This window comes from Duganella aceris, assembly GCF_011090165.1.
GTDB lineage: Bacteria > Pseudomonadota > Gammaproteobacteria > Burkholderiales > Burkholderiaceae_D > Rugamonas > Rugamonas aceris.
Map to the genome: position 1 here is coordinate 235,338 of NZ_JAADJT010000001.1, position 24,929 is coordinate 260,266.

The following is a 24,929-nucleotide window of genomic DNA, read 5'->3' on the forward strand; positions in this document are numbered from 1 at the left end:
TGACGTTTCACACCAGTTTCAATCGGAAGCGGCCGGGACCTGAACTCCCGGCCGATCCGCCTCGACATCCAGCAATTCCACCCGGTTGCGCCCGCCGCGTTTGGCGCAGTACAAGGCCTGGTCGGCACGGATCAGCGCCGCGTCGCCGTCCGGATGCCCGCCATCCATCACCGCCAAGCCGATGCTGACCGTCACGCGCAGCGCGGTGCCGTCGGCCAGCAACATCGGCGTCTCCGCCACCCGCACACGCAGCCGCTCGGCGAACACCGCCGCCGCATCCAGCTCGGTCCCCGGCAACAAAATCGCGAACTCCTCGCCGCCGATGCGGCCCAGCATGTCGATCTTGCGCTGGCCGTCGCGCATCAGCTCGGCAAGCTGGCGCAGCACGGTGTCGCCGGCCGCGTGGCCGTGCTCGTCGTTGATGCGCTTGAAGTGGTCGATGTCGAGCAGCAGCACCGCCGCGCGGTCGCTGATCTCGCGCTGCAGGCGCCCTTCCTCGTCGGCCAGCCGGCCCATGAATTCGCGCCGGTTCGGCAGCCCGGTGAGGAAATCGGTGGTGGCCAGCACCCGCAGTTCGTCGTCCATGCGGCGCCGCTCGGTGATGTCCAGCGTCGAAACGATGACGAAGTCCAGGCTGTGGGTATGGCCCGGCATCACCAGCAAGGTCACCTCGTTGAGCCGGGTCACGCCGTCGAGCCGCTCGAAGCTGCCCTCGCAGGCGAAAAAGTGGCGTCCCTGCGCCAGCGCCGCCAGCGCCAGCGCGAAATTGGGCAGGGCGGCGGCGTCGAAATTCTGCGCCAGGCTCAGCGCGGCCAGGTCTTTGCGTCCCGCCGGCGCGCCGACCTGCGCCAGCGCGGCGGCGTTGACGTCGAGGATGCGCACCAGCGCCGCCAGCCGCCGCAGCTGGCTCGGGTTGGCTTGCAGGTAGCGCGCCAGGTCGTCGATGCCGGACAGCTCGAGCTCGGCCAGCGCGGCGCGCACCGCCGACCAGTCCTGTTCCCACAGCGCCACCGGCGCGTGGTCGTACAGGCTGCGGAAGCGCGCCTCGCCGGCGCGCAGCGCCACCGCCGCCTGCGCCTGCTCGATGGCGATGCCGGCCAGCCGCGCCGCCTGCTCGATCAGCGCGATGTTCGCCATGCTGGGCCGGCGCGCGTCGCGGTGGTAAATGGCGAAAGTGCCCAGCACATTGCCGCCGGCGCCGTAGATCGGATCGGACCAGCATGATCCCAGCCGCGCCTGCAGCGCCAGGTCGCGGTAGGCGGCCCACGACGGCGCGTTGCGGATATCCTCGACGATGACGCGGCTGCGCGTCAGCACCGCCTCGCCGCAGGCGCCGAGGCCACCATGGATCGACTTGCCGTGCACGGCGGCGTTGAAAAAGCCCGGCAGGCTGGGCGCCGCGCCCACCAGCAGATGCTCGCCCTGCTCGTCGAGCAGCAGGATGCTGCACAACATGTCCTCGTTGTCGGTCTCGACGCCGCGCACCACGCTTTCCAGGATGGTTTGCAGCGGCGCGCCGGTGGCCAGCAACTCCAGCACGTGGCGCCGGGTCTGCTCGCGCTGTTCGATCTGGGTGCGCTCGGTGATGTCGCGGAACGACCAGAGCCGCGCCGGCTCGCTGCCCAGCTGCACGCCGCGCGTGTGCTGCTCGATCACCCGGCCGTCCTTCAGGTGCAGCACCTCGTGCTCGTCGGCCAGCGCCGCGCCGCGCTGCACGCCGGGCAGGGTCAGCTGCGGCGGCGCGTCCAGCCGCAGGCCGCAGTCGGGATGCTGCAACTGGCCGCACATATGCGCCATCAGCACCGCGCCGTCGCTTTGCCAGTCCAGCTGCTCCGGCACGTTCCACAGCTCGCGGAAGCGGCGGTTGGAATTGAGCACCGTGCCCTTCAGGTTGTCGACCAGGATGCCGTCGATGGTCGAATCGAGAATGCTGCGCAACACCGCCTGGCTGCGCTGCGCGCCGTCGGCCAGCACCAGCAGCGTGGTCTGGCCCTCCTTCAGCTCGTCGGCCAGGGTGCGCGCATGCGCCAGCGCCGCGCGCGCACGCACCCGGCCGCGCGCCAGCAGCCAGGTCAGCCATGCCAGCAACAGGCTGAGCGCGGCGCCGGAAGCGGCGATCTGCGCCGCCTTGCCGACGCGCGCGGCGCCGCCGGCGGCGCCCGGCAGCATGCCGATGCGCAGCGTCCAGCGGTGGCCGGCGATGCTGATCTGCTGCCGCATCGAGCGCAGGCCGGCGGCGCTATGCGGCACGCTGTCGTACATCCGCGTCGCCGGCAGGATGCCGTCGCCGTCGTAGATCTCCACGTCCAGCGCGGCGGCGCGCGGTCCGCCCAGTCCCGCCATCAGGTCGCCGGTGCGGAACGGCGCGTAGACCCAGCCGCGGATCGCGGCGCGGCGTTCGGCCAGCGTGCGCAGCGGCGGCGGCTGGCCATACACCGGCAGCACCACCAGGAAGCCGGCCTGCTCGGTCGCCTCGCCGGCCTCCTGCACCAGCCGGATCTTGCCGCTCATGGCGGGCCGGCCGGAATCGCGCGCCTGTTCCAGCGCGGCGCGCCGGGTCGGCTCGGAGGCCGGGTCGAAACCCAGCGCGCGGCGGTTGCTGTCGTTGAACGGTTCCAGGTAGACGATCGGGGCGTACCAGTCGCGCGCGCCGGCGGGCAGCACGCGGTAGTCGGGATAACCCTCGCGCCGCACCATGGCCGTGTGGGCGTCGAGCTGGCCGGCGCCGACCAGGCGCATATAGCCGACCCCGTGCACGCCGGGGAAATGCAGATTCAGTTCCTGCCCGCCGACGTAGCTGCGGAACTCGTCCCGCTCCACGCTCTGCGAGCTGGCGAACAGCCCCTGCGCGCCATACAGCACCTGCACATAGGTCTGCATGCGCTGGTCGAGATTGTTGACCAGCTCGCGCGCGCGGCTGTCGAAATCGACTTGCGCCTCCTGTTCGGCGTCGTCGACGGCGCCCTGCCACAGCACGGCGGTCACGCCCAGGCAGCCGCCCAGCACCAGCGCCGGCAGAACGCTCGGCGAGAGCAGTTCCTGACGCAGCCGGCGCAGCCGAACCTGGGCTGGCGAAGTCATCTACACCTCGGTGCCCACGAACTGGCGGTAGCCGCGCGCGCGCAACGCGCACGCCGGACAGGTGCCGCAGCCGTAACCCCAATCGTGCAGCGCGCCGCGCTCGCCCAGGTAGCAGGTGTGGGTGCCGTCGCGGATCAGGTCGACCAGCGCTAGGCCGCCCAGTTCCTGCGCCAGTTCCCAGGTTTGTTTTTTATCGCGCCACATCAGCGGCGTTTCCAGCTTGAGGCGGGTGTCCATGCCCAGGTTGAGCGCCACCTGCAAGGCCTTCATGGTGTCGTCGCGGCAGTCCGGATAGCCGGAGAAGTCGGTTTCGCACATGCCGCCCACCAGCACCGTCAGGCCGCGGCGGTAGGCGACGGTGGCGGCCACCGTCATGAACAGCAGGTTGCGGCCGGGGACGAAGGTGTTCGGCAGGCCGTTGGCCTGGGTCTCGATGGCGATATCGTGGGTCATCGCGGTCTGCGAGATCTTCGAGATCAGCGACAGGTCGATCATGTGGTCTTCGCCAAGCCTGGCGTTCCACTCGGGCGACAGCGCGCGCAGGCTGTCGATCACGGTCGGACGCACGGTCAGTTCGACCGCGTGGCGCTGGCCGTAGTCGAAGCCGATGGTTTCGACCCGCGCGTAGTGTTTCAGCGCCCAGGCCAGGCAGGTGGTGGAGTCTTGTCCACCGCTAAACAGGACCAGGGCGGTATCGGTAGGCAGCATTACGTCGTTCTTTCCAGATGTTGCAATCTTATATGTACGCCATCATTTGGGGCATTCCGGTAACATGATGCTCATGTACACTAAGGTACACCTAGATGGAGTCTCATGTTACCGGCATCACCAGAAAATAAATCGGCAGGATCACGAATTTTGGCACAACTTGTGGCAAAAGTATCCGCCTGCCTGATGCTCGTCCTGCCGCTGACGTCCGCGCACGCCGCCGACGCCCTCAAATACGAGGTGCGCATCGACGCCCCCGGCCCGTTGCGCGAGCTGCTGGAGAAGAACCTGGACCTGGTGCGGTTTCGCGGCAGCGACCGGATCGACCGCGAACAGCTGCAACGGCTGGTGCGGGTGGCGCCGGAACAGATCAAGACGCTGGTGGCGACCGACGGCTATTACTCGCCGGTGGTCAGCGCGACCTACGACCGCGAGGCCGCCGCGCCGGTGGTGCAGGTCAAGGTGGAACCGGGGCAGCCGGTGCGCGTGGGCGAGATCGACCTGGTGTTGCAGGGTTTCGCGCCCAATCCCGAGTTGCCGGCCGATCGACAGTTCGACGTCAACGCGCTGAAGAGCGGCTGGCCGCTGAAAAAAGGCTCGGTGTTCCGCCAGGACGAATGGGAATCGGCCAAGCGCTCGCTGTTGCGGCAAGTGGTGCAGACGCGCTATCCGCGCGCGCAGCTGACCGACAGCCAGGCCACCGTGGATCCGGAACAGCACCTGGCCAATCTGCGGGTGGCGCTCGACAGCGGTCCGGAGATGCGCTTCGGCGAGCTGCGCATCGAGGGCCTCAAGCGCTACCCGGCCAGCACCGTGGCCAATCTGAACCAGATCCGTCCCGGCGACTACTACAGCGAAGCGTCGCTGCAATCGTACCAATCGCGCCTGCAGGACACCGGCTACTTCGCCAGCGTGGAAGTCAGCGCCGACATGAACGCCGTCCTCACCGAACAGCTGGACGCCGCCACGCTGACGCCGGAGCAGAACGCGGCCGCGCCGATGGCGCCGTTGCCGCTGCTGGTGCGCGTGGTCGAGAACAAGCGCAAGAACGTCAGCGCCGGTGTCGGTTACAGTACCAACACCGGTAATCGCGCGTCGCTGACCTATGACGATCTGGCGATCTTCGGCCTGCGTTCGAAAAACGCGCTGACGCTGGAAACCAAGAAGCAGACGCTGAGCAGCAATTTCTACTTCCCGGTCACGGCGGACGGCTATAACGACAGCATCGGCGCGTCGTTCGAGCGCAGCGACATTTCGGGCGAGACCACCAGCGTCACCAGCGTCGCCGCCAAGCGCGCGTGGGGCACGCCGCTGCTGGAGCGCAGCCTGACGCTGGAGCTGCTGAGCGAAACCAAGACCGTCGCCGGCACGCCGTCGACCACCAGCAAAAGTCTGCCGCTGACCTATGCCGTCACCTGGCGCAAGCTGGACAACCTGCTGTTCCCGACCAAGGGCTACGCGATCAACGCGCAGCTGGGCGGCGCGCTGGCGCCGCTGCTGACCGACGAGACCTTCGTGCGCAGCTACCTGCGCGGCGTGATGTATAAGCCGCTCGGTCCCAACTCCAACGCGATCTTCCGCGGCGAGGCCGGCGCGCTGGCTTCGCGCGACAAGAACGGTGTGCCGGCCGTGTACCAGTTCCGCGCCGGCGGCGATCAGTCGGTGCGCGGTTATGGCTATCAGGAGCTCGGCGTGCAACAGGGCGACGCGGTCACCGGCGGCCGCTATCTGGCCACGGCCAGCGCGGAGTATCAATACTGGTTCAAGCCGGCGTGGGGAGCGGCGGTGTTCTATGACGCCGGCAACGCGGGCGATTCGTTCAGCGCCTTGCATCCGAAGTCCGGCTACGGCGTCGGCGCACGCTGGAAAAGTCCCGTGGGGCCGATCAACGTCGATGCCGCCTATGGACACGCGGTTCATAAATATCGTTTGCATTTCTCGCTGGGGTTCACTTTCTGATGGCCGACAATATCGATACCCCTCAAGCCGCCGCTGCGCCAACGCCGCGCAGGCGTTGGCCGCGCCGCGTGCTGGTCACGCTGGCGGTGCTGGTCGCGCTGGTGGGCGGCGCGTTCTGGCTGCTGGGCCGCGAGTCGACCTTGCAGCAGTTGGTGGCGCGCGTGTCCAAGGCCAGCGGCGGGCAGATCGTCGTCACCGGCGTCAGCGGCTCGCTGTACCATCGCATGCATATCGATAAGCTGGTTTATCGCGGCAAGGATATTCTGGTCACGGCGCAGGGCATCGACATCAACTGGTCGCCGTTGCAGTATTTTTCGGATGGCTTGACCATCAGCGAGCTGCATGCGGCCAGCTTGACGGTGCTGAGTTCCGGGCCGTCGGAGCCGTCCAGGATGCCGGAATCGCTGGTTTCGCCGATCAAGCTGTCGGTGTCGTCCGGGCGGTTGGACAAGCTGACGTTGATCAATGATGGCGGTGTCAACATCATCGGGCAGTTGCGCTTCAAGCTCGATGGCGACAAGCAGCACTGGAGCCTGCGCGACGCGTCGGCGCAGACGGCTTTCGGCGACGTCAAGGCCGAGCTGACCATCGCCGGCGACCGGCCTTTCGCTTTACAGGGCAAGGCGTCGCTGGTGCAGACGGCGATTGCGGCCGGCGCGGCGACGAGCGACGCGCGACAGGCCGCGAAAGCCGGCCCTGCGGCGGACCGTGGCGGCGCGGGCGGCACCCCGGCGGCTGCCGTTGGCGGCGCGCGACTCTCCGCGCAGGTCGGCGGCAATCTGGCGCTGCTGAACCTGAAGGTGCAAGGCGCGGCCAACGGCGCCAGCGGCGAGGCCGTGGTGGCGCTGGCGCCGTTCGATCCCATCATCCTGCGCAGCATCGACCTGACCGCACGCGATCTCGATCCGGCCGGTTTCGATCCCGGCATGCCGCAAGCGAAGCTCGGCCTCAAGCTGACCGCCGCCATCGCCAAGGACCAGAAACTGTCCGGCCAGTTCGCGCTGATCAACCAGGGCAAGGCCGCGCCGCTCGACCAGCAAGGCCTGCCGCTGCAAGCCTTCAGCGGCCGCCTGGACGGCACCCTCACCGCTTCGATCCTGGACAACGTCCTGCTCGACCTGGGCGCGGCGGGCAAATTCACCGGCGGCGGCAAGGTCCAGCGCAGCGGCCCGGAAGCCGGCATCGACGCCGCCAACTTCAAGCTTCACACCGACCGCCTCGACCTGAAGGCGATCCACAGCAGCATCAACAAAACCTCGGTCGCCGGCGACATCGCCGTCACCAGCACGCCGAAGCAGCAGGCGCTGACCGCCGCGCTTGTCGACAAGGGCATGCGCCTCGACGTGCAAGCCACGCTGGCCGACGCGCTGCTGCAACTGCATCAGGCGCGTCTGCAAGCGAAGAAAGGCAGCATCAGCGCCACCGGCCAGCTTAGCCTGAAGGACAAGCAAGCCTTCAGCGCCAAGCTGCGCGCCGACCATTTCGATCCGTCGGCGTTGGGCACCGGCTATCCGGTCGCCGACCTGAACGCGGACATCAACGCCGACGGCGTCTTCGCGCCGGCATGGCAGGTCGCGGCGGGCTTCCAGATCAAGGCCAGCAAGTTGTTCGGCCAGCCGCTGAGCGGCAACGGCAAACTGCGCGCCGACGCGCAGCACATCAGCGGCGTCGATGCGCATCTGACGCTGGCGCAGAACAACATCGACGCCAGCGGCAACTTCGGCGCGCCGGGCGAGAAGCTGCAATGGAAAGTCGATGCGCGCCAGTTGTCGGCCGTCAGCAGCGATCTGCTGGGCGCGATCTCCGCCAGCGGCGTGGTCACCGGCACCATGGCGGCGCCCCGCAGCAGCTTCGAGGCGGATGCCAAGGGTCTGGCGCTGGCCTCGGCCAAACGGCCGGCGCCGGATAGCCTGATTCATGCCAGCGGCGATGTGGCGATGGTCAAGGGCACGCCTGAGCTGAAAATGAACGGCAGCGTGCAACGCTTCAATCCGGCCGCGTTCGGCGCGGCGCAGGCGGGTTCCGTCAACGCCAGCTTCACCGCCGATGCGCGCTTGTCGGCGGACTGGCGCGCGGGCTTGAACTTGACGCTGCAACCATCGACGCTGGCCAATGCGCCGTTGTCCGGTTATGCCAAGCTGTCCACCGCCAGGGGCGATATCACCAGCGCGGATGTCGATCTGCGCCTGGCGGTCAACAGTCTGCAGGCGAAGGGCAGTTTCGGCAGCGCGCTCGATAAGCTGGAGTGGAAGCTCGATGCGCCGCAACTCGGTGCGCTTGGGCCGCTGTTCGGCGGCGCGTTGCGCGCCAGCGGCACCTTGTCCGGCACGGCCGCGCGGCCTGCGGTGGCGCTGACGCTCGACGGGTCGAATGTGCGCCTGCCGGGCCAACAGCAGATCGGCACGATACGCGGCAGCGCCACGCTCGGCAACACGCTGGCCATGGCCACCGGCGGCTCATCGCTGCGCGGCGCGGTCCCGGGCGCCGGCACCGCCGGCTCCACCGCGGCAGGTAACGCGGCGGCGGGCAATACGCCGGCTGGCGCGGCGGCGGCTCGCTCAGGTACGGCTGGCGCGGCGCCAACCGGCAATGCGTTGGCTCGCTCCACGGCGGCGGCGGGCGCCGGCGCGCGCGGCGCGGCTGGCCGTGGCGCGGCGGCGCGCGACAATGCGGCGGCGACCGCCGACGTGCCGCTGATCAGCGACATCGAGATCACGCGCTACGTCTCGCCGGCCATCTCGCTCGACAAGGCGCGGCTGCAAACCAGCGGCACGCGCAGCGCGCACGTGTTGCAGCTCAGCGCCAGCAACCCTGACTTCGACGCCGCCCTGCGCGTCAAAGGCAGCTGGGCCGACGACACCTGGACCGGCGCCATCGACACCCTGCAAAACCGTGGCCGCTTCGCCCTCACCCTGGCCGCGCCGGCATCACTGAAGCTGACCGCCCCCGACGGCACCGGCGTCGCCGGCCTGGCCAAGCCCGAACAGATCGCGCTCGGCAGCGCCACCATCAACCTGCCCAAGGGCAGCATCCGCATCGACAGCCTGGAAAAAACCGGCGCCGCCTGGCGCAGCAAAGGCCAGGCCGCCGGCGTCCCGGTCAACTACCTGGCGCAACTCTCCGACGCCTGGCGCGACAACGTGCGCAGCAACATGACCATCGCCGCCGAATGGGGCATGAACCTGCAAGCGGCCACCAAGACCTCGCCACCGGTCCTGGGCGGCATGTTCCACGTCTACCGCGAACAGGGCGACCTCACCATCACCGGCGCCGACCTGCCGCAACCGCTCGGCCTCAACACCCTCGACGCGCGCGCCGACGTCAACGACGGCACGCTGCGCGTCCAGCTCAACGTCGACGGCACCCGCGTTGGCAAGGTGCGCCTTGACGGCAACGCGCAATTGCACGACGGCCGCCTCGCCGGCGACAGCACGTTCACGCTGAACGGCAGCGCCAATATGGGCTCGCTGGCCTGGCTGGCGCCATTGGCCGGACAACCGGGGCTGGAAATCGACGGCACGCTCAAGCTGGCCGTGGCCGGCAGCGGCACGCTCGCCGCGCCGCAACTGAACGGCGACATCAGCGGCGACAAGCTGGTGGTCAACTGGGTCGACCAGGGCATCAAGCTGCGCAACGGTCAACTGCAAGCGCGCCTGACCGGCGACCAGCTGCAACTGCAAAAGCTGGCTTTCGACGGCACCCAGGGCCACGCCCAGGCCGACGGCTGGATGCGCTACGCCGGCAACGAAGCCACCATGCAGCTCAAGCTCACCGCCGACAAGCTGGAAGTGCTGTCGCGTCCCGACCGCATCCTCGTCATCAGCGGCCAGACCTCGCTGACGCGCGACGCCAAACGCTTCGCGCTGGAAGGCAAATTCCGCGCCGACCGCGCCAACATCGAACTGGCCGGCGTCGATACGCCGACGCTCAGCGACGACGTGATCATCATCGGCAAGGGCGCGCCGCAGGCCAAGGCGGCGCAGGGCATGCCGCTGAACGTGGACGTCGAGGCCGACCTGGGCGACGACTTCAAACTCCAGGGCAAGGGACTGGAGGCGCAGCTGGCCGGCTCGCTGCGCATCCGCATCGCCGACCGCCGTCCGCCGCGCATCAACGGCAGCATCCGCGTCTCCAACGGCACTTATGCGGCGTACGGACAGAAGCTGGACATCGAACGCGGCGTGATCAACTTCACCGGCGCCTACGACAACCCCGGCCTGAACATCCTCGCGGTGCGGCGCCGGCCGGAAGGCGAAGCGCTCAGCGAGACCAACGTCGAAGCGGGCGTGGAAGTGCGCGGCACGGCGCTGGCGCCATCGGCCAAGCTGGTGTCGACGCCGGCGGTGTCGGACAGCGACAAGCTGGCGTGGCTGGTGCTGGGCCATGGCATCGACAACGCGGCCGGCAACGACATGGCGCTGCTCGGCACCGCCGCCGGCGCGCTGTTCGGCGGTGGCGGCGGCAAGGGCAAGCTGGCCAGCGCGCTGGGTGTGGATGAACTGGGCGTGGGACAGGCGGCCGGCAGCACCGCCGGTTCGGCCACCGGCCTGGCCAACACCGTGGTCACGGTGGGCAAGCGGATTTCGTCGCGCGCCTACCTGAGCTTCGAGCAGGGCGCCGGCACCGCCACCAGCCTGGTCAAGCTCAAATACAAGCTGAACCCGCGCATCACGCTGCAATTCCAGACCGGCACCAACAACGCGCTGGACGTGCTGTACACCTGGGCGTTCGATTAACTGGGATTGTGGTCCGGTACCGGATCGTCCTGCGGCACAGGATGCGGGGCGTCCGGCGGCGAGGGGTCGTCGACCGGCTGAGGGTCTGGGGCGCGGTGGCTCATGGCGTCACTCCGGTAAAGGGCTTACGATCATTGTAGCGTTCTTGACGTATTTATCCAGCCAGGCATTGGTCTCATACAGCATGTGCAGTATCGATTCGCGCGCGCGGTAGGCATGCGATTCGTTCGGCAGCATCACCAGCCGCGCCGTGCCGCCCAGCCCCTTGATCGCCTGGAACATGCGCTCGCTCTGCAATGGGAAGGTACCCGAGTTGCTGTCCTGCTCACCGTGGATCAGCAGCATCGCGTCCTTGATCTTGTCGGCGTTATTAAACGGCGACATCGCCTGATACACCGCCTGCGCCTCCCAGAACTGCCGCTCCTCCGACTGGAAGCCGAACGGCGTCAGGGTGCGGTTGTAGGCGCCGCTGCGCGCAATCCCGGCGCGGAACAAGCGCGTGTGCGCCAGCAGATTGCCGGTCATGAAGGCGCCGTAGGAATGGCCGCCGATGGCGATCCGCTCGCGGTCCGCCACGCCGCGCCGCACCACCTCGTCCACCGCCGCTTCGGCGTCGGCCACCAGCTGCGGCAGATAGCTGTCGTTGGGTTCATCCTCGCCGCTGCCGACAATCGGAAACGACGGATTGTCCAGCACCGCGTAGCCCATCGCCAGGAACGCCGCCGGCCCCCAATAACTGACCGAATTGAACCGGTACGGCGAGCCGGTGGTCTGGCTGGCCGCGTTGGCCGACTTGAACTCCTGCGGGTAAGCCCACATCAGCAACGGCAGGCGTCCGTCGCGCGCCGGGTCGTAGCCCGGCGGCAGCATCAGCGTCGCCGTCAGCTCGACGCCGTCGTTGCGCGGATAGCGGATCTGCTCCTTGTGCACATCCTTCAGCTGCGGCGTCGGATGCGGGTAATCGGTCAACGCGCGCAGCTGTTCGCCGCTCGGCCGCGTCAGATCGCGGAGATAATAATTCGGCCGCTCGGTCGGCGATTCGCGCGTGGTCAGCAGCAGCGTGCCGTCGTCGTTCAGCACCGCCGCCACGTTTTCGAAATACGGCGCCTCGCTCTGGAACAGGCGTTCCTTCTGCCTGGTGGTCAGGCTCAAACGGTCGATGAACGGACGGTCGCCTTCCGGCGTGGCGCCGGCGCCGTCGAGCAGTATCGTGGTGCCGGGGCCGATCAGCAGGCGCGGGAAGCCGGTGGCGTCGGCGCGCATCACCGGCGAGCCGGGACTGCTGTAGCGGTCTTCGTACGAACCGGCGTAGATCAGCTCCGGCGGCGTGGACAGATGGCCCGGCGCGATCATCCACTGCTTGTAGTCGCGCGTCTTGTGCCAGCGCTCGTTGATCAGCGCGACATCCTCCCTGCCCCACGCGATGCCGGCATAGCGCATCGTCAAGCGCGCCAGCACCAGCGGCGGTTCCGCGAACGGCGCCGCGTGCAGGTAGACCAGGTCGCGTATGCCGTCCGGCACCGCGCGCGCCGGATCGCCGCCGTCCTGCGCCTCGGTCCAGACCAGGCTGGCCGGCGCGTCGGCGCGCCACGACACATGGCGCACCCCGTCCGACACCGCGTCGTTCCCCGGCGGCAGGCCCTCCTCCAGCGGCAGCGTCGCCACCGTGTGCAGCAGTTCGCCATCGAGATCGCGCACATCGACCCGCTCGCCGAAACTGGACGCCGGCACGATGTACGAATACGGCCGCGTGATGCTTTGCGCCAGCAGGTACTCGCCGCCCGGCGCCACCGAGGTGCGCGAGAACTGGTCCGGCGCGCCGATCGGCCGCGCCTTGCCGTGCAGGTCCAGCAGCACCATCTGCACCGTGACGTAGTATTCGAACAGGCGCGCGTCGTCCTCGTTCTTCAACAGATCCTGATAGGTGCGCAACTGGCGCACGCCGCCAGGCTCGCTGTCCTGCTGGATCGGCCCGGACGGAATCCCGCTCGATACCGGCGGCTTGCCGATGCCGGCCGGCCGCCAGTGCACCAGCAGCCCGCTGCTGTCCGGCAGCCAGTTGAAGCCGCGCGTCAGCACCGCCGACAATGGCTGCGCCGACAGCTTGGACGCCTTGCGCTCCGCGATATCGACCAGCCACAATTCCACGCCGCCGCGCTCGCCGTTGAAGGCCATGTGGGTGAACGCCAGGTGGCGCTGGTCCGGCGACCACGCCAGGTCCGACAGGCGCAGGTTGCGCGGCAGTCCGCGCAGACGGATCTCCTTGCGCGTGGCGATCTCCATCAAACTCAGATCGGTGCCGAAGGAAAAACGGGAAGAAGAACAGGTGCGTGGATTGATGCGCAGACCGGCCAGCTTGAGCTCCGGTTGCGCCACTTCGGCGATGCCGGGCAGCGGCGGCGTTTGCACCACGGCGACTAGGTCGCGTTGCGGGCTGAGGCTCAAGGCCGGCGCGCGCGGCGCGTCGACGATGGCTTGCAGCGCGGCGGGCGGCAGACGGTATCCGTCCTCTTGCGCGCCGGTCTGCGGCGAGGCGGCCATCAGGCCAAGATTCAGAGGCAGCATCGATAACGGTTTGTTCATGGAGATCCTTTCGGTCCAGAAGTCGGTCCAGAAGCGGGCTGCTGCGGTTCAGTTTGCTTATGCTATCGCTGATTGTCAATCAGCGGCGCTTATTCCGTGACATTGTGTAACGGCGTACAATCGCTGTTCTTTGAATCGAGCCTCTGGACAGATTATGGAAATGACCACCCTCACACTGCTGTTGCTGGTGCCGCTGGCGGTGTGGCGTATCTACTCGCGCCTGAAGCGCATGATGACCCGCACCAAGTCCGAGCTATGGCACCACTACGCCACCGCCGCCGTCACCATCGGCGTGCTGCTGCTGCTGCTGGTGAAACTGCTGGGTAACTGGCCGGCGTTCGGCGCACTGTTGGCAGGCGCCGTGGCCGGCGTGCTGCTCGGCCATCGCAACATGAAGCTGACGCGCCTGGAGAACAAGCCGGACGGTTTCTTCTACACGCCCAACCGCAACCTCGGCCTGCTGGTGGTGATGCTGTTCATCAGCCGCCTGATCTACCGCCTGTTCGAGGCTTACCTGCACATGCACAACCAGATTCCGCTGGACCCGGACTTCGTCGGCAATCCGGTGTCGTCGGTGCTGTTTGGCCTGCTGCTGGGTTTCTACGGCGTCTACTCGTCGCTGCTGATCCAATGGCGCCGCACGCAAAAGCCGGTGCCGCGCCCGATCGACATCTTCGATATAAAATAAAGCGTGTTTGATGGTATGCTTGGTATTTCCGCAAGGCAACCAAATGCGTCGATATGAATACGTCCATTTACGACAAGACCGCTAAAGGCAGGGAGGAGATCGCGACCCGCAAGTATCAGCTTGCGACGCGGTTGCGCACGCTGCTGGTCCTGGTGGACGGCCACAAGCCGGAGGAGGAACTGCTGCGCAACGTGGCGGGACTGGGCTTGACGGCGAACGCCGTGCAGGAGCTGCTGGCGCAGGAATTGATCGTGTTGACCACCAGTTACGCCGTGCTGCCGGAAGCGGCGGCACCGGTCCCGCCAGCCGCGCCGGCGGCGGAAATCAGCGGCCTTCCGACCGCGTCGCAAGTCCAGCAATTCCAGCAGGTTTATGATTTCTACAACAAGACCATCAAGAGCACCATGGGCTTGCGCGGCTTCACCCTGCAATTGAAGGTGGAAAAAGCCGGCACCGTCGACGACCTGCGCCAGCTGCGCGATCCGTATCTGGAGGCGGTGCAGAAGGCCAAGGGCCGCGACACCGCGCTGCAACTCGCCCAGCAGCTGGATCAGCTGCTGGGCGGCGCCGCTTAAGCCACTTTCGCGGCGTCCACCGGACGGCGTTGCAGCACGAAGATGGGCGCGGCCCACTCCGTATCCTTCTTCTTTTTACTCGTGATGAGCGTCAGTTCCGAAGGATCGTAGACGTCGGTGTTGTGCGTCAACGGCGTCGTCATCAGGTACTGCGCTTCGGTGTTCTTCAGGAACTCGCCGACCAGCTGGATGTTGCGGATATCCAGGTGGGCGAACGGTTCGTCGATGAACACGAAGCCGCCGGAACCGTCTTCCGATTTCAGCAAGCCAATCAGCAGCACCAGCGATTTCATCACCTGCTGGCCGCCGGACGCTTCGCCGTCGTTCATGCCGATGATGCCCTTGCCATCGAACTTGAAGCGCACGTGCAGGCCCGCCTGCGACAGCTGCGTATCGTCGTTCTCCAGCCGCACCGGATCCGAGTGCACCTCGATGCCGGCCAGCTCGCCCAGCTCCTTGATGTTCTTGGAGTAGGTCTTGATGGTGTAGCGCAGCCGCTCCATGTAGGCGCCGCGCGCGTTGCCGGTCGCCTCGATGGCGCGGTTGTTCTGGTAGCGGCGCTCCTCGGTCTCGGACTGACGGCCGCTCAGCTGGTCGTTCAGGCGCTGGTACTGATCGATCACGGTCGCATCCAGTTCCCAATCGCTGCGCGCCAGGCTGGCCTCCAGCGAATGGATGCGCAACGCCACCTGGTGCGCGTTCTGGTGTTCCTTCACCAGCGCGCTGCGGCGCGCGGGACGACGCCAGGCCTTCGGCAGGTGACGCCACGCCTTGCGCAAGGTCAGCAGCGCTTGAGCGTGATCGCCGCGCTGCTCGATCTGGCGCTTGTTGTTCAGGCGCAGACCCGCTTCCGCCTCGGACAGGGCGAAGCGCGCGTTCTGCCAGGTGGTGTCGGCGCGGGTGCGCGTGACCACCGCGTTCTTGATCAGGTTTTGCAGGTCGCCCAGGCGCGAACCGACTTCGGTCCGCTCGGCCCTCAACGGCACGGCGTTGCGCGCCGCCTCGTCGAATTCCTCCTGGCGCGCGGCCAGTTCCTTGGCGGCGTCGACGCCGGCCAGGCGGGTCTTCAGCGTGCTGATTTCGGTCGCCAGCTTGGAGACGATCAGGGTCAGGCCGTCCTCCTGCGCTTCCAGCGCCGGCAGCGATTTCTGGATCGCTTCCATACGCTGGGTGCGGCCGGCGGAACCGAAGCGGTAACGCGAGGCTTCGACGAACAGCGAGCGGCCGCCGCGACGTTCGCGGTGGTAGGCGTCCGGCGTGATCCACTCGTCGTGGCTGCCCAGCTTGGCGCCGGCGTCGACGGTGTCGACGCGGGTGATGCGCGACAGCTGCTCCACCAGCCACGAAGGCACCTTGGCCGAGAACTTCACCACCGACATCAGCGAGTCGTCCTTGACCGACGGCGCATGCACCAGGTCCGGCACGATGAAGTGGCGATAACGTTCCTTCTCCGCCAGGCGGTAGGCGGCCGACGCGTCGGACGATTTATCCAGCAGCACCACGGAGGCATAGCCACCCAGCACGCCTTCGATCGCGCCTTGCCAGCGCGGGTCGGTCACTTCGACGATATCCGACAGCATGGCGTGGCTGATGCCGGCGTCGTTCAGCGCGCGGCGCATGCCGCGTTGCGCTTCCGGCTCCGGCATCGCGGTCTTGCCCTGCAAGGCGGCGATCGTCGACAGCTCGCCGGCGATCTTGGCGGCGACGGCGTCGCGCGCGTTGCGCTGGCGCGCCAGCTCGATTTCCTTTTCCTGCAACTGGCGCGCCACTTCGGCCAGGTCTTCGCCGGAATCGGCGGCCAGCTTTTGCAGGCGCGCCTTCTGTTCCAGCAGGCTGTCCAGCGGCTTGAGCTTGCCGTTGATGTGCGTCAGGCGGGTTTGCAGCGAGGTCGATTCCTGCTCCAGCACCGTCTCGTGCTGTTGCGCATCGGTCAGCGCCTTGGCCTGCGCGGCCAAGGCGTTGCGCTTGTCGGTCATCTGCTGGTCGGCCTGCATCAGCGGCTTGCGCGCGTCGCGCAACTGGCGGCTGATGTTGGCGTGCTTTTCGCGCGCTTCGTTGTACTCCAGCGTCGGCAGCACTTCTTCCTGCAGGTTGCGGCGTTCCTTGTTCAGGTCTTCCCACTGGTGGTAGTTGGCCACGCGCAGGCGCAGGCCCTCCAGGTTGGTCTTGGAGGCTTCCAGCTCGGTCTCGAAGCGTTTCAGTTCGATTTCGGTGTCGCGCTGGTGGCGCTTGGCTTCGTCGTAGGCGTCCAGCACTTCCTTGTCGCCGAACACCTGGAACACCAGGTCCAGCAACTGGCGCGGCGCGTATTCGCACAGCTTGTCGGTTTCGCCCTGCTCCAGCGCCAGCACTTTCGCCATCGCCGGCGACAGGCCGGCGTTGGCGAGGCGCTTACGGTAGTTCTCGACGCCGAGCCAGTCGTTGCCGGCTTCGCCGATGTCTTCGATCTGCACGTTACCGGGACGCATCAGGTACTGGCGCTTCCAGTCGCCGCCGTTCTTCTGGATCTGGCAGAACAGCGTGACTTCGTCGTCGCTGAAGAAGCCGGAGCTGCGGAACGGACGGTTGGACAGCTGCTTGCCGACGTTCTTGTTGTCGACCACGGCGCGCAGCCAGGCGGTCTGCTGGCCGCTGTGGCGGGCGTAGTGCTTGTAGGTGCGGCCCATCGAGCAATCGAGGCCGAACAGCGTGCGCAGCGCGTCCAGCAAGGTGGTCTTGCCGGAGCCGTTCTGGCCGGCGATGGTGATGATTTTGGCGTCCAGCGGGATGTTCTTGATGCGCTGCCAGTAATCCCAGTGGACCAGTTCTAGCGATTTGATATGAAACATGCTTAGTCCTTGGCGGGAGGTTCGGTGTCGTCGAGCGGAGCCGGCGGCGGTGCGTCGAAGGCCGGGAGGATTTCTTCATCCTCTTCGATCGGCGGGGAGCTGCGCGGCACCGGGATGATCTGCGCCGGCGAGCGCTTGAACACGTCGGCCAGCGCGCCGTTGATGATGCGCTCCTTCAGCTGGTCGGTATCCATCATCAGGTCCAGCAGCGGGCCTTCGACGATGATGTCGCCGCGCCGTTCGATGAAGCCCAGCTTGGCCAGGATGCCGAGGTTCATATCGAGACGGGTCTTCTTGCCCAGCTTGTCGCCGAAGTCCGCCAGCAGCGCCTTGTAGGCGATGCCGATCGAGGTGTCTTCGGCGCGCGGCAGCGGCTTGTCGACGCCGAACATGTCGTTCTGGTCGTCGTCCGCGTGCTGGTGGGTTTCCTGGCGCTCGCGCTTGGGCAGGATGATCTGCGCCCACAGCACCACCAACAGGGCCACGCCGTCGCGCGACAGGCCGAAGTTGTTGTTCTGCCAGACGTCGCGCGCGCCGAACACCTTCGGCTCGATGGCGCGGTGCAGCGCCAGCGTGACGTGGTCGGCGTAGACGTTGTCCAGCAGTTTCAGGCCGGTGGCTTGCAGGCGCGTGTCGACTTCGGCGCGGAACAGTTCATCCGACAGCACGCGTTTCACGAGCTTGTCGTCGCGGCGCAGGTGTTGATGCGTCAGCAGGCGCGCGATCAGGATTTGGGAATCGTCATTCATCGGACTTGTCGCCTTCAGGATTCAAGGACAGTGAAAGGGAGGCAAGCGACATCGCGGCCACATGCAGATCGGGCAGTTGGATCATTTCATCGCTCGGCGTGAATGTCACCGGCAGCCGCGCCAGTTCGGCGGTGGCGCCTTGCAGGCGGGCCTCGTCGGCGTCGCCCAGCAGCGGCAGCAGCGAGGCGCGGTACGAGGCCACGGCGAAGGTCGCCGGCAACAGCGAATCCTGCACCGGGATCGATTTCGGGCCCTCGTCGGCGATGCTGGGGAAATTGCCCAGCGCCGCGAAGTCGGACAGGCGCGCCAGCCATTCGTCCAGCTCCTGCTGCATCGCCGGGCCGTCGCTGACGGTGGTCGGCGCGTCGGTGCCGGTCGGCAGGCCGTTGGAGACGACGTTGCTGGCGCGGTCCGCCAGCAACTCGGTTTCGGCGACGTCGATCATCTCGGCCGGGGTGATAAACAGCGGCACCACCGGCTGGTCGATCGCGCCTTCGGCCAGCGAGGCCAGGTCTTCGTGCAGCAGCAGCCAGCGCTTGATGTCGGTGGTGGACAGGCCGGACTGGCCCAGGTGCACGCGCTGGCGCTCGATCTGGTTCAGCGCGCGCGAGAACATGCCCTGCATGTTCAGCAGCGCCGATTGGGCGCGGCCGATCGCCTGCGCGGCGCGGTGGGTCGCGCTGTCGGCGTTTTCGTCGGAGGTGATGGCGCGCAGGATCTCCGAGCCCTTCTCGACCCAGTCGCAGGCCATGTGCCACTTCGCCTGCGAGGCGCGCAGGCGGAACTCGGAGCCGGAGGCGATGGCGTCGGAGAACTCCTCGGTCAGGTCGACCAGGCGGCCCAGCAGGTGGTTCAGCTGGTCGACCGTGACGCCGCCCATGACTTGTGCACCGGCCACCTGCGACAGCAGGAAGCCCATGTCGGCGGTGTCTTCTTCCTTGCCCAGCGTGAGCAGGCCGTCGATCGCCGACAGGACGTTGCGCGCCATCGGCGTGACGCGGTAGACGGCTTGCTGCGCGTCCCAGGCCAGCAGCTGGTTGGTGCGCAGGCGCATCAGCACCGTTTCCAGCGATTCCGGCAGCAGATAGGCCAGACGGGTGTTGATGTCGGCGCGGGTGAAGCTGGACGAGGCGGTGTCGGCGGCCAGCTCGCGCAGCACCAGCAGGCGCACCAAAACGCCGTCGAAACCGCCGTGGAACAGCGCCGTGAAGACTTGCAGCAGCGGCTGGGCGCGCTTCAGGTGATACACCTGTTCGATCTCGTCGGCCGAGATGTTCGGCTGGAAGTGCGCTTGCAGGCTGTCTTGCTGTTGTTCTTGATCCAGCGCCTGCTCAGGCGCCGAGTCACTTATAGGATCGATCATTCTCTACCATTCTGTACGCAAATTGCAACAAAGCATCATCATTGCGGGGGCGTCAGTATAGCAGGAGCCTACTTTTTCACGACCTTTTCCAGGATCTGGTCGACGAAGTCGCCGTCGGCGTCGTTGAAGCGCACCCGCACCGGGTACCAGTCCAGCGACGGCGCCAGCCACAGCTCGACCTGCTGGCCTTCCTTGTCGGCCGACGGCGCCTTGGTCAGGTGCAGCGCCTGCACCTCGCCGCCGCCGATCTTCACCGCCTCGGTGTTGACCACCTTGAAGCTCCACACCTCGGCGTCGCGGCGGCCGGCGACGAAGTATTGCCATTCGCTGCCCGGCTTGAACTTGTCCGGCGTGGCGCGCGCCTGCGCCGCCAGCTGCCATTGCGCGCTGCTGCGGTCCTGCTCGCCGCCCTTGATCGGGTAGGTGGTGTCGTCGATGCTGAAGCTGATGGTTTTGGCGTCGCGCTTGAAACTGGTGGTGTACGGATCCTTGCGGAAACGCTTCTCGGTGAACGTGACCGGCGCCAGGCCGAAGTCGTCGATCGCGCCTTCGCTGCGGTTCTCCAGGATCTTGCCGAAGATGGCGGCGCGGCTTTCGGTGACGATCGAATACTTGCCGTCGCCCGCGCGCCATTGCACGCTGGCGGTGCCGTTGATGGTCAGGCCGTGCTGTTTGGCGTTGATGGTGTAGTTCAGGTCGGCCGACGGCGGCATGCTGGTCGGGCGCTTGACGCTCGGGTGCTCGGCGGCGTCGCCGCTGGCCGCTTGCGCCAGCGAGGCGCAGGCCAGCAGGACGGCGGCGCAAATGGTGGTGGTTTTTTTCATATTATTTTCCGGATTCTGTCATCGTGATGTGGGACACGGTCTGCGTCGTCAGCGCGCCGTTCTTTTCTGTATTGCGGATCTGCACCGGATACCAGTTCATGCCCGGCGCCAGCCAGATGTCCAGCTGCGACGAGTAGGTGCCCGGCTTCGGCGGCCGGGTCAGATGCCAGGTCACCAGCTTGCCCAATTTCGTATCGAGTTCCTCTTCGCCGACCAGCTGGAAGCGGAACACGGTCGCCTCCTTTTCCTCGCCGACCTGGATATCGATATCGCCGCCGAACTGGTTGATGTCGGCGCGGCCGATGCCGCCCAGCTGGAACGGCACGGTGGCCTTGTCCTGCGCGCCCACCAGCAGCGGATAGCTGCGCTCGGACGCGGAAAAACTGATGGTGCCGGTGTCGCGGTTGAAATGGGTGGCGGTCTCCGCACGGCGCGCGCGCTTTTCGGTGGCGGTGACCGGGGCGATGCCGAAATCGTCGATCGCGCCTTCGCTGCGCAGCACCAGCAGGTTGAGGCGCGTGACCAGCAGGCTCACGCCCGCCTCCACCGACGCCTGGTAACGGCCGCCGTCAGTATGCCACGCCATGGTCGCGGCCCCCGTCCATTTGGTGCCGTCGGCGTCGACCCGCGCCACCGTCATCTCGAAGCTGGCCGACGGCGGCAGGTTGACCTTGTAGCGGCGCATGGCCTGCGCCGGCGCCGCCTCCACCGGCGCGGCGGCGGCCGGCGTCGCGCCTTCGGCCACGGCCGGCGGCGGAGTGCCGGTCTGCGCCTGCGCCGCGCCATCCTGCCTGGCGACGTTGATGTCGACGGCGGCCACCGCCACCACCGCCGCCAAGGCGGTCGCCGCGTCGCTGGCCGAGATCTCCGTGCCCGCCGTGACCGGGGTCGTCACCGGCGCGCCGCGCGCCACCGGCCGCGGCCGGGCGGCGGCGGGCCCTTTCGGCAGCGGCGCCACCTCGGGCGCCGGCGCGCTCTCGACCCGCTTGGGCAGCGTCAGGCGCAGCTGCGCGCTCATCAGCGACGCCGGCAGCGGCGAGGCCCGGTGCGTCTGTGCGCTGAGCCGTCCGCCCACCCAGTCTATCGTCGCGTAGTGCAGGACCAGCGTGGCCGCGCCCAAAACGAGCAAACGCCGGCGCTGGAAGAGGAAGGAAACAATCGTCATGGCCGCTAGTTTAACGTGTTCGGCCGCGCCCCACCGCGCGCCGGCGCGCCCTTGCCAGAAATGTTGTCAAAACCTTTTGAATGCGCCGCCGATATCTGCTACGCTGAACGCTGTTCCCCTAGGAGACTTACATGGCCAATTCGCAAATGCCCGGCGCCGCAGTGATGACCGACACGCTGGACTTCGTCAAGAACCTGTGGGGCAGCATGAGCGTTCCCGGCTTGACTGCGCCCACGCTCTCGGTCGAAGAACTGGACAAGAAGATCAACGACCTGAAGGCGGTCGAAGCCTGGCTCAATCTCAACATGAGCATGCTGCGCGGCAGCATCCAGGCGCTGGAGGTGCAGCGCGGCACCATCGCCACGCTGAAGTCGGTCGGCGCCAGCCTGGCGGCGGCGGTCAACCAGGGCGGCGCGGCCGCCGGCGACAAGTCGATCTTCGACGCCAATCCTTACGCCTCGGCCTTCTTCCACCACGCGCGCGAGGCGGACAAGGCGCAAACCGCCGCGCCGACGCCGGCTCCGGCCCCCGAAGCGCCCAAGGCGGACGCCGCCTCGGCCGCCGACGCCAGCGCGCAGATGGCCAATCCGGCCGTCTGGTGGAATATGTTGCAGGATCAGTTCAAGCAGGCGGTCTCGACCGCGATGGTGTCGGAGACCATGATGGCCGACGCCGCCGCCAAGTTCGCCACGGCGGCCAGCGCGCCGGACGTGAAGGAACAGCCGGGCGCCAAAAAGGCTCCGGCCAAGCGCGCCCCGGCCAAGCCGGGCGCGCAAAAACCTTAACGGGCTAAGCCAGCCGCTGGATGCGGATGGCGTCGATCAGGCCATCGGCCTGACGCTGCACTTTCTCGATATCGATCAAGCCCTCTTCTTCGAGCAGCCTGGCGCTGTCGTGGGCCGCCTGGAAACTGTCCAGGGTATCTCCCTTGGCGGCGATCGGCCGGATCCAGGCCACGCTGCCCACCTTCATCTTCGAATACACTTCCTTGGCGATGTCGCGCATATTTTTTGTGCCCTTTATTTGCTCTCAATATTGACAGCGAATCAAGGCGCGGACGGGCCGCGCCGAAATCCAGTGTAATCATTTGCCGATCCCGAAACAAGCGCGCTGTTGCGCCCATCCGTCATCCGGCGTCGACGCCGGGAATGGCGCCGTTGGCCGCTTCGTACTCGCTGGCGGCGGCCGCCGCGACCACGCCGGAGACCGGCGCCAGCAAGGCCAGTTGCTCCATCAGCTGGGCGAAACGCGGCTGCCCCGGCGCGATCGCGTCGACGTGCATCAGCACTCCGATCGCCTCGTCGGCCAGGCCGCGCACGTAGCCGGTCTGCTGCATCCAGGAGATCAGGATCTGCGCCGAATTGAAGAGGATGCGCATATTGTGCGGCAAGGCCTTGCGCGCCACGCGCATCCATTCGACCGCCTCCATGACTTTGCCGGTCTTCCACAGCAGCACGCCCTTGTTCATCATGTCGGCCGCCTCCTGGCGCGAGGCCTTGATCAGCGCGATGCCCTCGTCGCCCATGCGCGCCTTGTCGAAGATCTTCTGCACGTCCTCCAGCAGCGGCACGTTATCATGATTGTTGCGGGTGACGTAGCACAGCAGCCCGACCGGCGCCTCCTTGACGCCGACCGCGAACAGCAGCGTGGCCATGTCGAGGCAGGTGGCGGCGTCCGGGCGCTGTTTGCTCTCATCGGCCAGCATCAGTTCCAGCTCGTCGCCGGATTTGCGCGCGCGCCGGTAGTCGCCGCTCTCGTGGTACACCAGGCCCTCGGTGATCTTGGCGCGCAGCTCGACCAGGTCGCCGCCGAACTGGTGGACCGCCGCGTTCAGCAGGCGGATGGCTTCCTTGACGTCGTTCTTCTGGCCGCAGACGCGCGCCAGGCCGAGATAGGCGTCCACCGTTTTCATCACCGAGAATTCGCCCATCTCGATGCATTTGCGGAAGGCCTTTTCCGCCACCGGGATGTTGCCCAGCTTGAGCGCGGTCTGGCCCAGCGCGCGCTGGCGCGGCACCGAATTGGGCGACAGCTTGGCGGCCTTGCCCAGCACGTCGAACGCTTCCTCGGTCTTGCCCTGCAGCTGGAACGATAGCGCCAGCTGGTCGAAGGCGTCGATGTAAAAGCGGTTGTCGGCGATCACCGCCTGGAACATCAGCCGCGCCGATTCCAGTTCGCCATGCGCCATGCGGATTTTCGCCAGGCCGCAGCGCGCCCAGTTGTAGTCGCGGTCCTCCAGCACCTTCTCGTAGACGGCGCCGGCTTGGGCGGGATCGCCGCTCTTGAGCAGCAGCACCGCCTTCATGCGCAGCAGGTCGACCGCGTGCAACGGATTGTGCGCGATCTGTTCCTCGCACAGGCGCGCCGCGCGCAGGTAGTCCTTGTCGGCGAAGGCCTGGTCGATGTCGCGGAAGATCTGCTTCTTTTGCCATACGCGGTTGAGGCGCGTCAGCAGCACGCCTTCGGTGATCGGCTTGATGATATAGGCGTCCGGCTGATGCTCGGCCGCGCCCATCACCGACTCGACGCTCTTTTCGGCGGAGACCATCAGCCACACGCTACTCGGCAGCATCAGGTTGCGCACGCGCGCCTCCTCCAGCACCTGCTGGCCGTTCTTGCCGTCGCCGAGGTTGTAATCGCACAGCACCACGTCGTAGCGGGTCTTCGACAGCAGCACCATCGCCTCGCCGCCGCTGGCCGCCTGGTCGATATGCTTGGCGCCGAGGTTGCGCAGCGATTCGCGCAGCAGCTGGCGGATGCCGACGAAATCGTCGACCAGCAGGTAGCGCTTCTCCGCCCAGTCGACCACGCCTTCGGCGGCGGGATGGGATGCGGTCACGGTGCTCATGTCGTGGACTCCGGCCGCGGTCATGGAAGCCGCAACACGAAGCAGCCGCCGCCCAGCGTGCCGCCGTTTTCCAGCGCGATGCCGCCGCTGCGCTGGCGGTGCTTGTGCATGTTCGCCACTTCGCTGGAGAAGTAGAGTCCGAGGCCGCTGCTGTTGCTGAGGAAGTTGACGGCGCTGCGCTGCGCGGCCATGGCGCTGGCGCCAGATTCCAGCATCGCGGCGGGGAAGCCGTCGCCGTTGTCTTCGACCCGCAGTTCCAGGTAGTCGCCGTCGATCCTGATCGACAGGCGGATGCGGTCGCGCGTGTAGCGGATGGCGTTGTTGATGGCGTGGACCAGCACGCCGATGATCAGGTCTTCGTCCAGCGTCCAGATGGCGTCCGGCGGGAAGTCGAGATCGAGCGCGATGCCGCGCGATTGCAGCAGGATGCGCGCCTGGCCGGTGGCCTGTTCGACCAGTTCGGCCACGCTGCGCGGCATCGGGTCGAAGGGGTAGCCGGGCTTGCCGACTTCCTTGTACAGCGCCAGCAGCTGGATCAGGTTGTCGTTGAGGCGCTTGGTCTGGTACAGCATGTGCGCCATCTGGCCGTACTCGGCGCTCGGCGCGGCGGTGGGCGCGGCCAGCAGGTTCTCCAACGTGCCACTGAGGACGCTGATCGAATTTTTCATATCGTGAACGGTCGATGCCAGGAACATGAACAGCTCCGGGGAACCTTGGTGCTGCTGCGCTTCTTCTTCATCCATCGTGCGGTTCTCCATGGACGGCGCTGGCGCGCTTGGGATTGTGGTCTGGGGACCGATTATAGCCTGTGGCGTTGGGCAA

At 67.0% G+C, this 24,929-nt stretch carries 16 protein-coding genes; 5 read left to right on the forward strand and 11 right to left on the reverse strand.

The window, feature by feature from the left end:
- Positions 1–18: 18 nt before the first annotated feature.
- Positions 19–3,081, reverse strand: a complete 3,063-nt coding sequence (locus GW587_RS01040; RefSeq protein ID WP_166097524.1) for a CHASE domain-containing protein — start codon at positions 3,079–3,081, stop codon at positions 19–21.
- Positions 3,082–3,789 carry a 7-cyano-7-deazaguanine synthase QueC gene (queC, locus tag GW587_RS01045; RefSeq protein ID WP_166097527.1) on the reverse strand — a complete coding sequence of 236 codons (708 nt, stop codon included), beginning with the start codon at positions 3,787–3,789 and terminating at the stop codon, positions 3,082–3,084.
- A gap of 186 nt (positions 3,790–3,975) precedes the next feature.
- On the opposite strand from queC, the gene GW587_RS01050 reads away from it, so the two are divergent.
- Positions 3,976–5,748 (forward strand): autotransporter assembly complex protein TamA, encoded by a 1,773-nt coding sequence (locus GW587_RS01050; RefSeq protein WP_229259280.1) that lies wholly within the window; start codon positions 3,976–3,978, stop codon positions 5,746–5,748.
- Positions 5,748–10,484, forward strand: coding sequence for a translocation/assembly module TamB domain-containing protein (locus tag GW587_RS01055; protein ID WP_229259244.1), 4,737 nt, complete (start codon positions 5,748–5,750; stop codon positions 10,482–10,484). Before GW587_RS01050 ends, GW587_RS01055 begins: the two co-directional genes overlap by 1 nt.
- A gap of 108 nt (positions 10,485–10,592) precedes the next feature.
- Here GW587_RS01055 and GW587_RS01060 read toward each other — a convergent pair whose 3' ends face one another.
- Complete coding sequence (locus GW587_RS01060; RefSeq protein WP_166097532.1) at positions 10,593–13,067, reverse strand: alpha/beta hydrolase family protein; 2,475 nt, start codon at positions 13,065–13,067, stop codon at positions 10,593–10,595.
- 160 nt (positions 13,068–13,227) lie between these two features.
- Between GW587_RS01060 and GW587_RS01065 the strand changes: the two genes are divergently transcribed.
- Together GW587_RS01065 and GW587_RS01070 are read left to right on the forward strand one after the other, a co-directional pair.
- A complete protein-coding gene (locus tag GW587_RS01065) occupies positions 13,228–13,755 on the forward strand; it encodes a CcdC protein domain-containing protein (RefSeq protein WP_229259245.1) in 528 nt (175 codons plus the stop codon).
- A gap of 53 nt (positions 13,756–13,808) precedes the next feature.
- Entirely contained in the window at positions 13,809–14,330 is a 522-nt protein-coding gene (locus GW587_RS01070; protein WP_166097535.1) for a hypothetical protein, read from the forward strand.
- Here the strand turns inward: GW587_RS01070 and GW587_RS01075 are convergent.
- The 5 genes from GW587_RS01075 to GW587_RS01095 form a co-directional block, all read right to left on the reverse strand.
- Entirely contained in the window at positions 14,327–17,158 is a 2,832-nt protein-coding gene (locus GW587_RS01075) for an ATP-binding protein (protein WP_166097537.1), read from the reverse strand. The genes GW587_RS01070 and GW587_RS01075 overlap by 4 nt on opposite strands.
- Positions 17,159–17,160: 2 nt before the next feature.
- Positions 17,161–17,907: a hypothetical protein gene (locus GW587_RS01080; protein WP_229259246.1), complete on the reverse strand. Its 747-nt coding sequence runs from the start codon at positions 17,905–17,907 to the stop codon at positions 17,161–17,163.
- On the reverse strand, positions 17,900–19,270 hold the full coding sequence (locus GW587_RS01085) for a hypothetical protein (RefSeq protein WP_166097539.1): 1,371 nt from the start codon (positions 19,268–19,270) through the stop codon (positions 17,900–17,902). Before GW587_RS01085 ends, GW587_RS01080 begins: the two co-directional genes overlap by 8 nt.
- Positions 19,271–19,338: 68 nt before the next feature.
- Complete coding sequence (locus tag GW587_RS01090) at positions 19,339–20,094, reverse strand: DUF3108 domain-containing protein (protein WP_166097541.1); 756 nt, start codon at positions 20,092–20,094, stop codon at positions 19,339–19,341.
- Position 20,095: 1 nt separating this feature from the next.
- Positions 20,096–21,259 (reverse strand): DUF3108 domain-containing protein, encoded by a 1,164-nt coding sequence (locus tag GW587_RS01095; protein ID WP_166097543.1) that lies wholly within the window; start codon positions 21,257–21,259, stop codon positions 20,096–20,098.
- Between the two features lie 131 nt (positions 21,260–21,390).
- Here GW587_RS01095 and GW587_RS01100 point away from each other — a divergent pair, with 131 nt between their 5' ends.
- A complete protein-coding gene (locus GW587_RS01100; protein ID WP_166097546.1) occupies positions 21,391–22,044 on the forward strand; it encodes a PhaM family polyhydroxyalkanoate granule multifunctional regulatory protein in 654 nt (217 codons plus the stop codon).
- Between the two features lie 4 nt (positions 22,045–22,048).
- Here the strand turns inward: GW587_RS01100 and GW587_RS01105 are convergent, their stop codons facing one another.
- The 3 genes from GW587_RS01105 to GW587_RS01115 form a co-directional block, all read right to left on the reverse strand.
- Positions 22,049–22,264 carry a hypothetical protein gene (locus GW587_RS01105; RefSeq protein WP_166097548.1) on the reverse strand — a complete coding sequence of 72 codons (216 nt, stop codon included), beginning with the start codon at positions 22,262–22,264 and terminating at the stop codon, positions 22,049–22,051.
- Positions 22,265–22,385: 121 nt separating this feature from the next.
- Positions 22,386–24,107 carry a tetratricopeptide repeat-containing response regulator gene (locus GW587_RS01110; RefSeq protein WP_166097551.1) on the reverse strand — a complete coding sequence of 574 codons (1,722 nt, stop codon included), beginning with the start codon at positions 24,105–24,107 and terminating at the stop codon, positions 22,386–22,388.
- Between the two features lie 20 nt (positions 24,108–24,127).
- Entirely contained in the window at positions 24,128–24,850 is a 723-nt protein-coding gene (locus GW587_RS01115; protein WP_166097554.1) for a sensor histidine kinase, read from the reverse strand.
- Positions 24,851–24,929 lie beyond the last annotated feature (79 nt).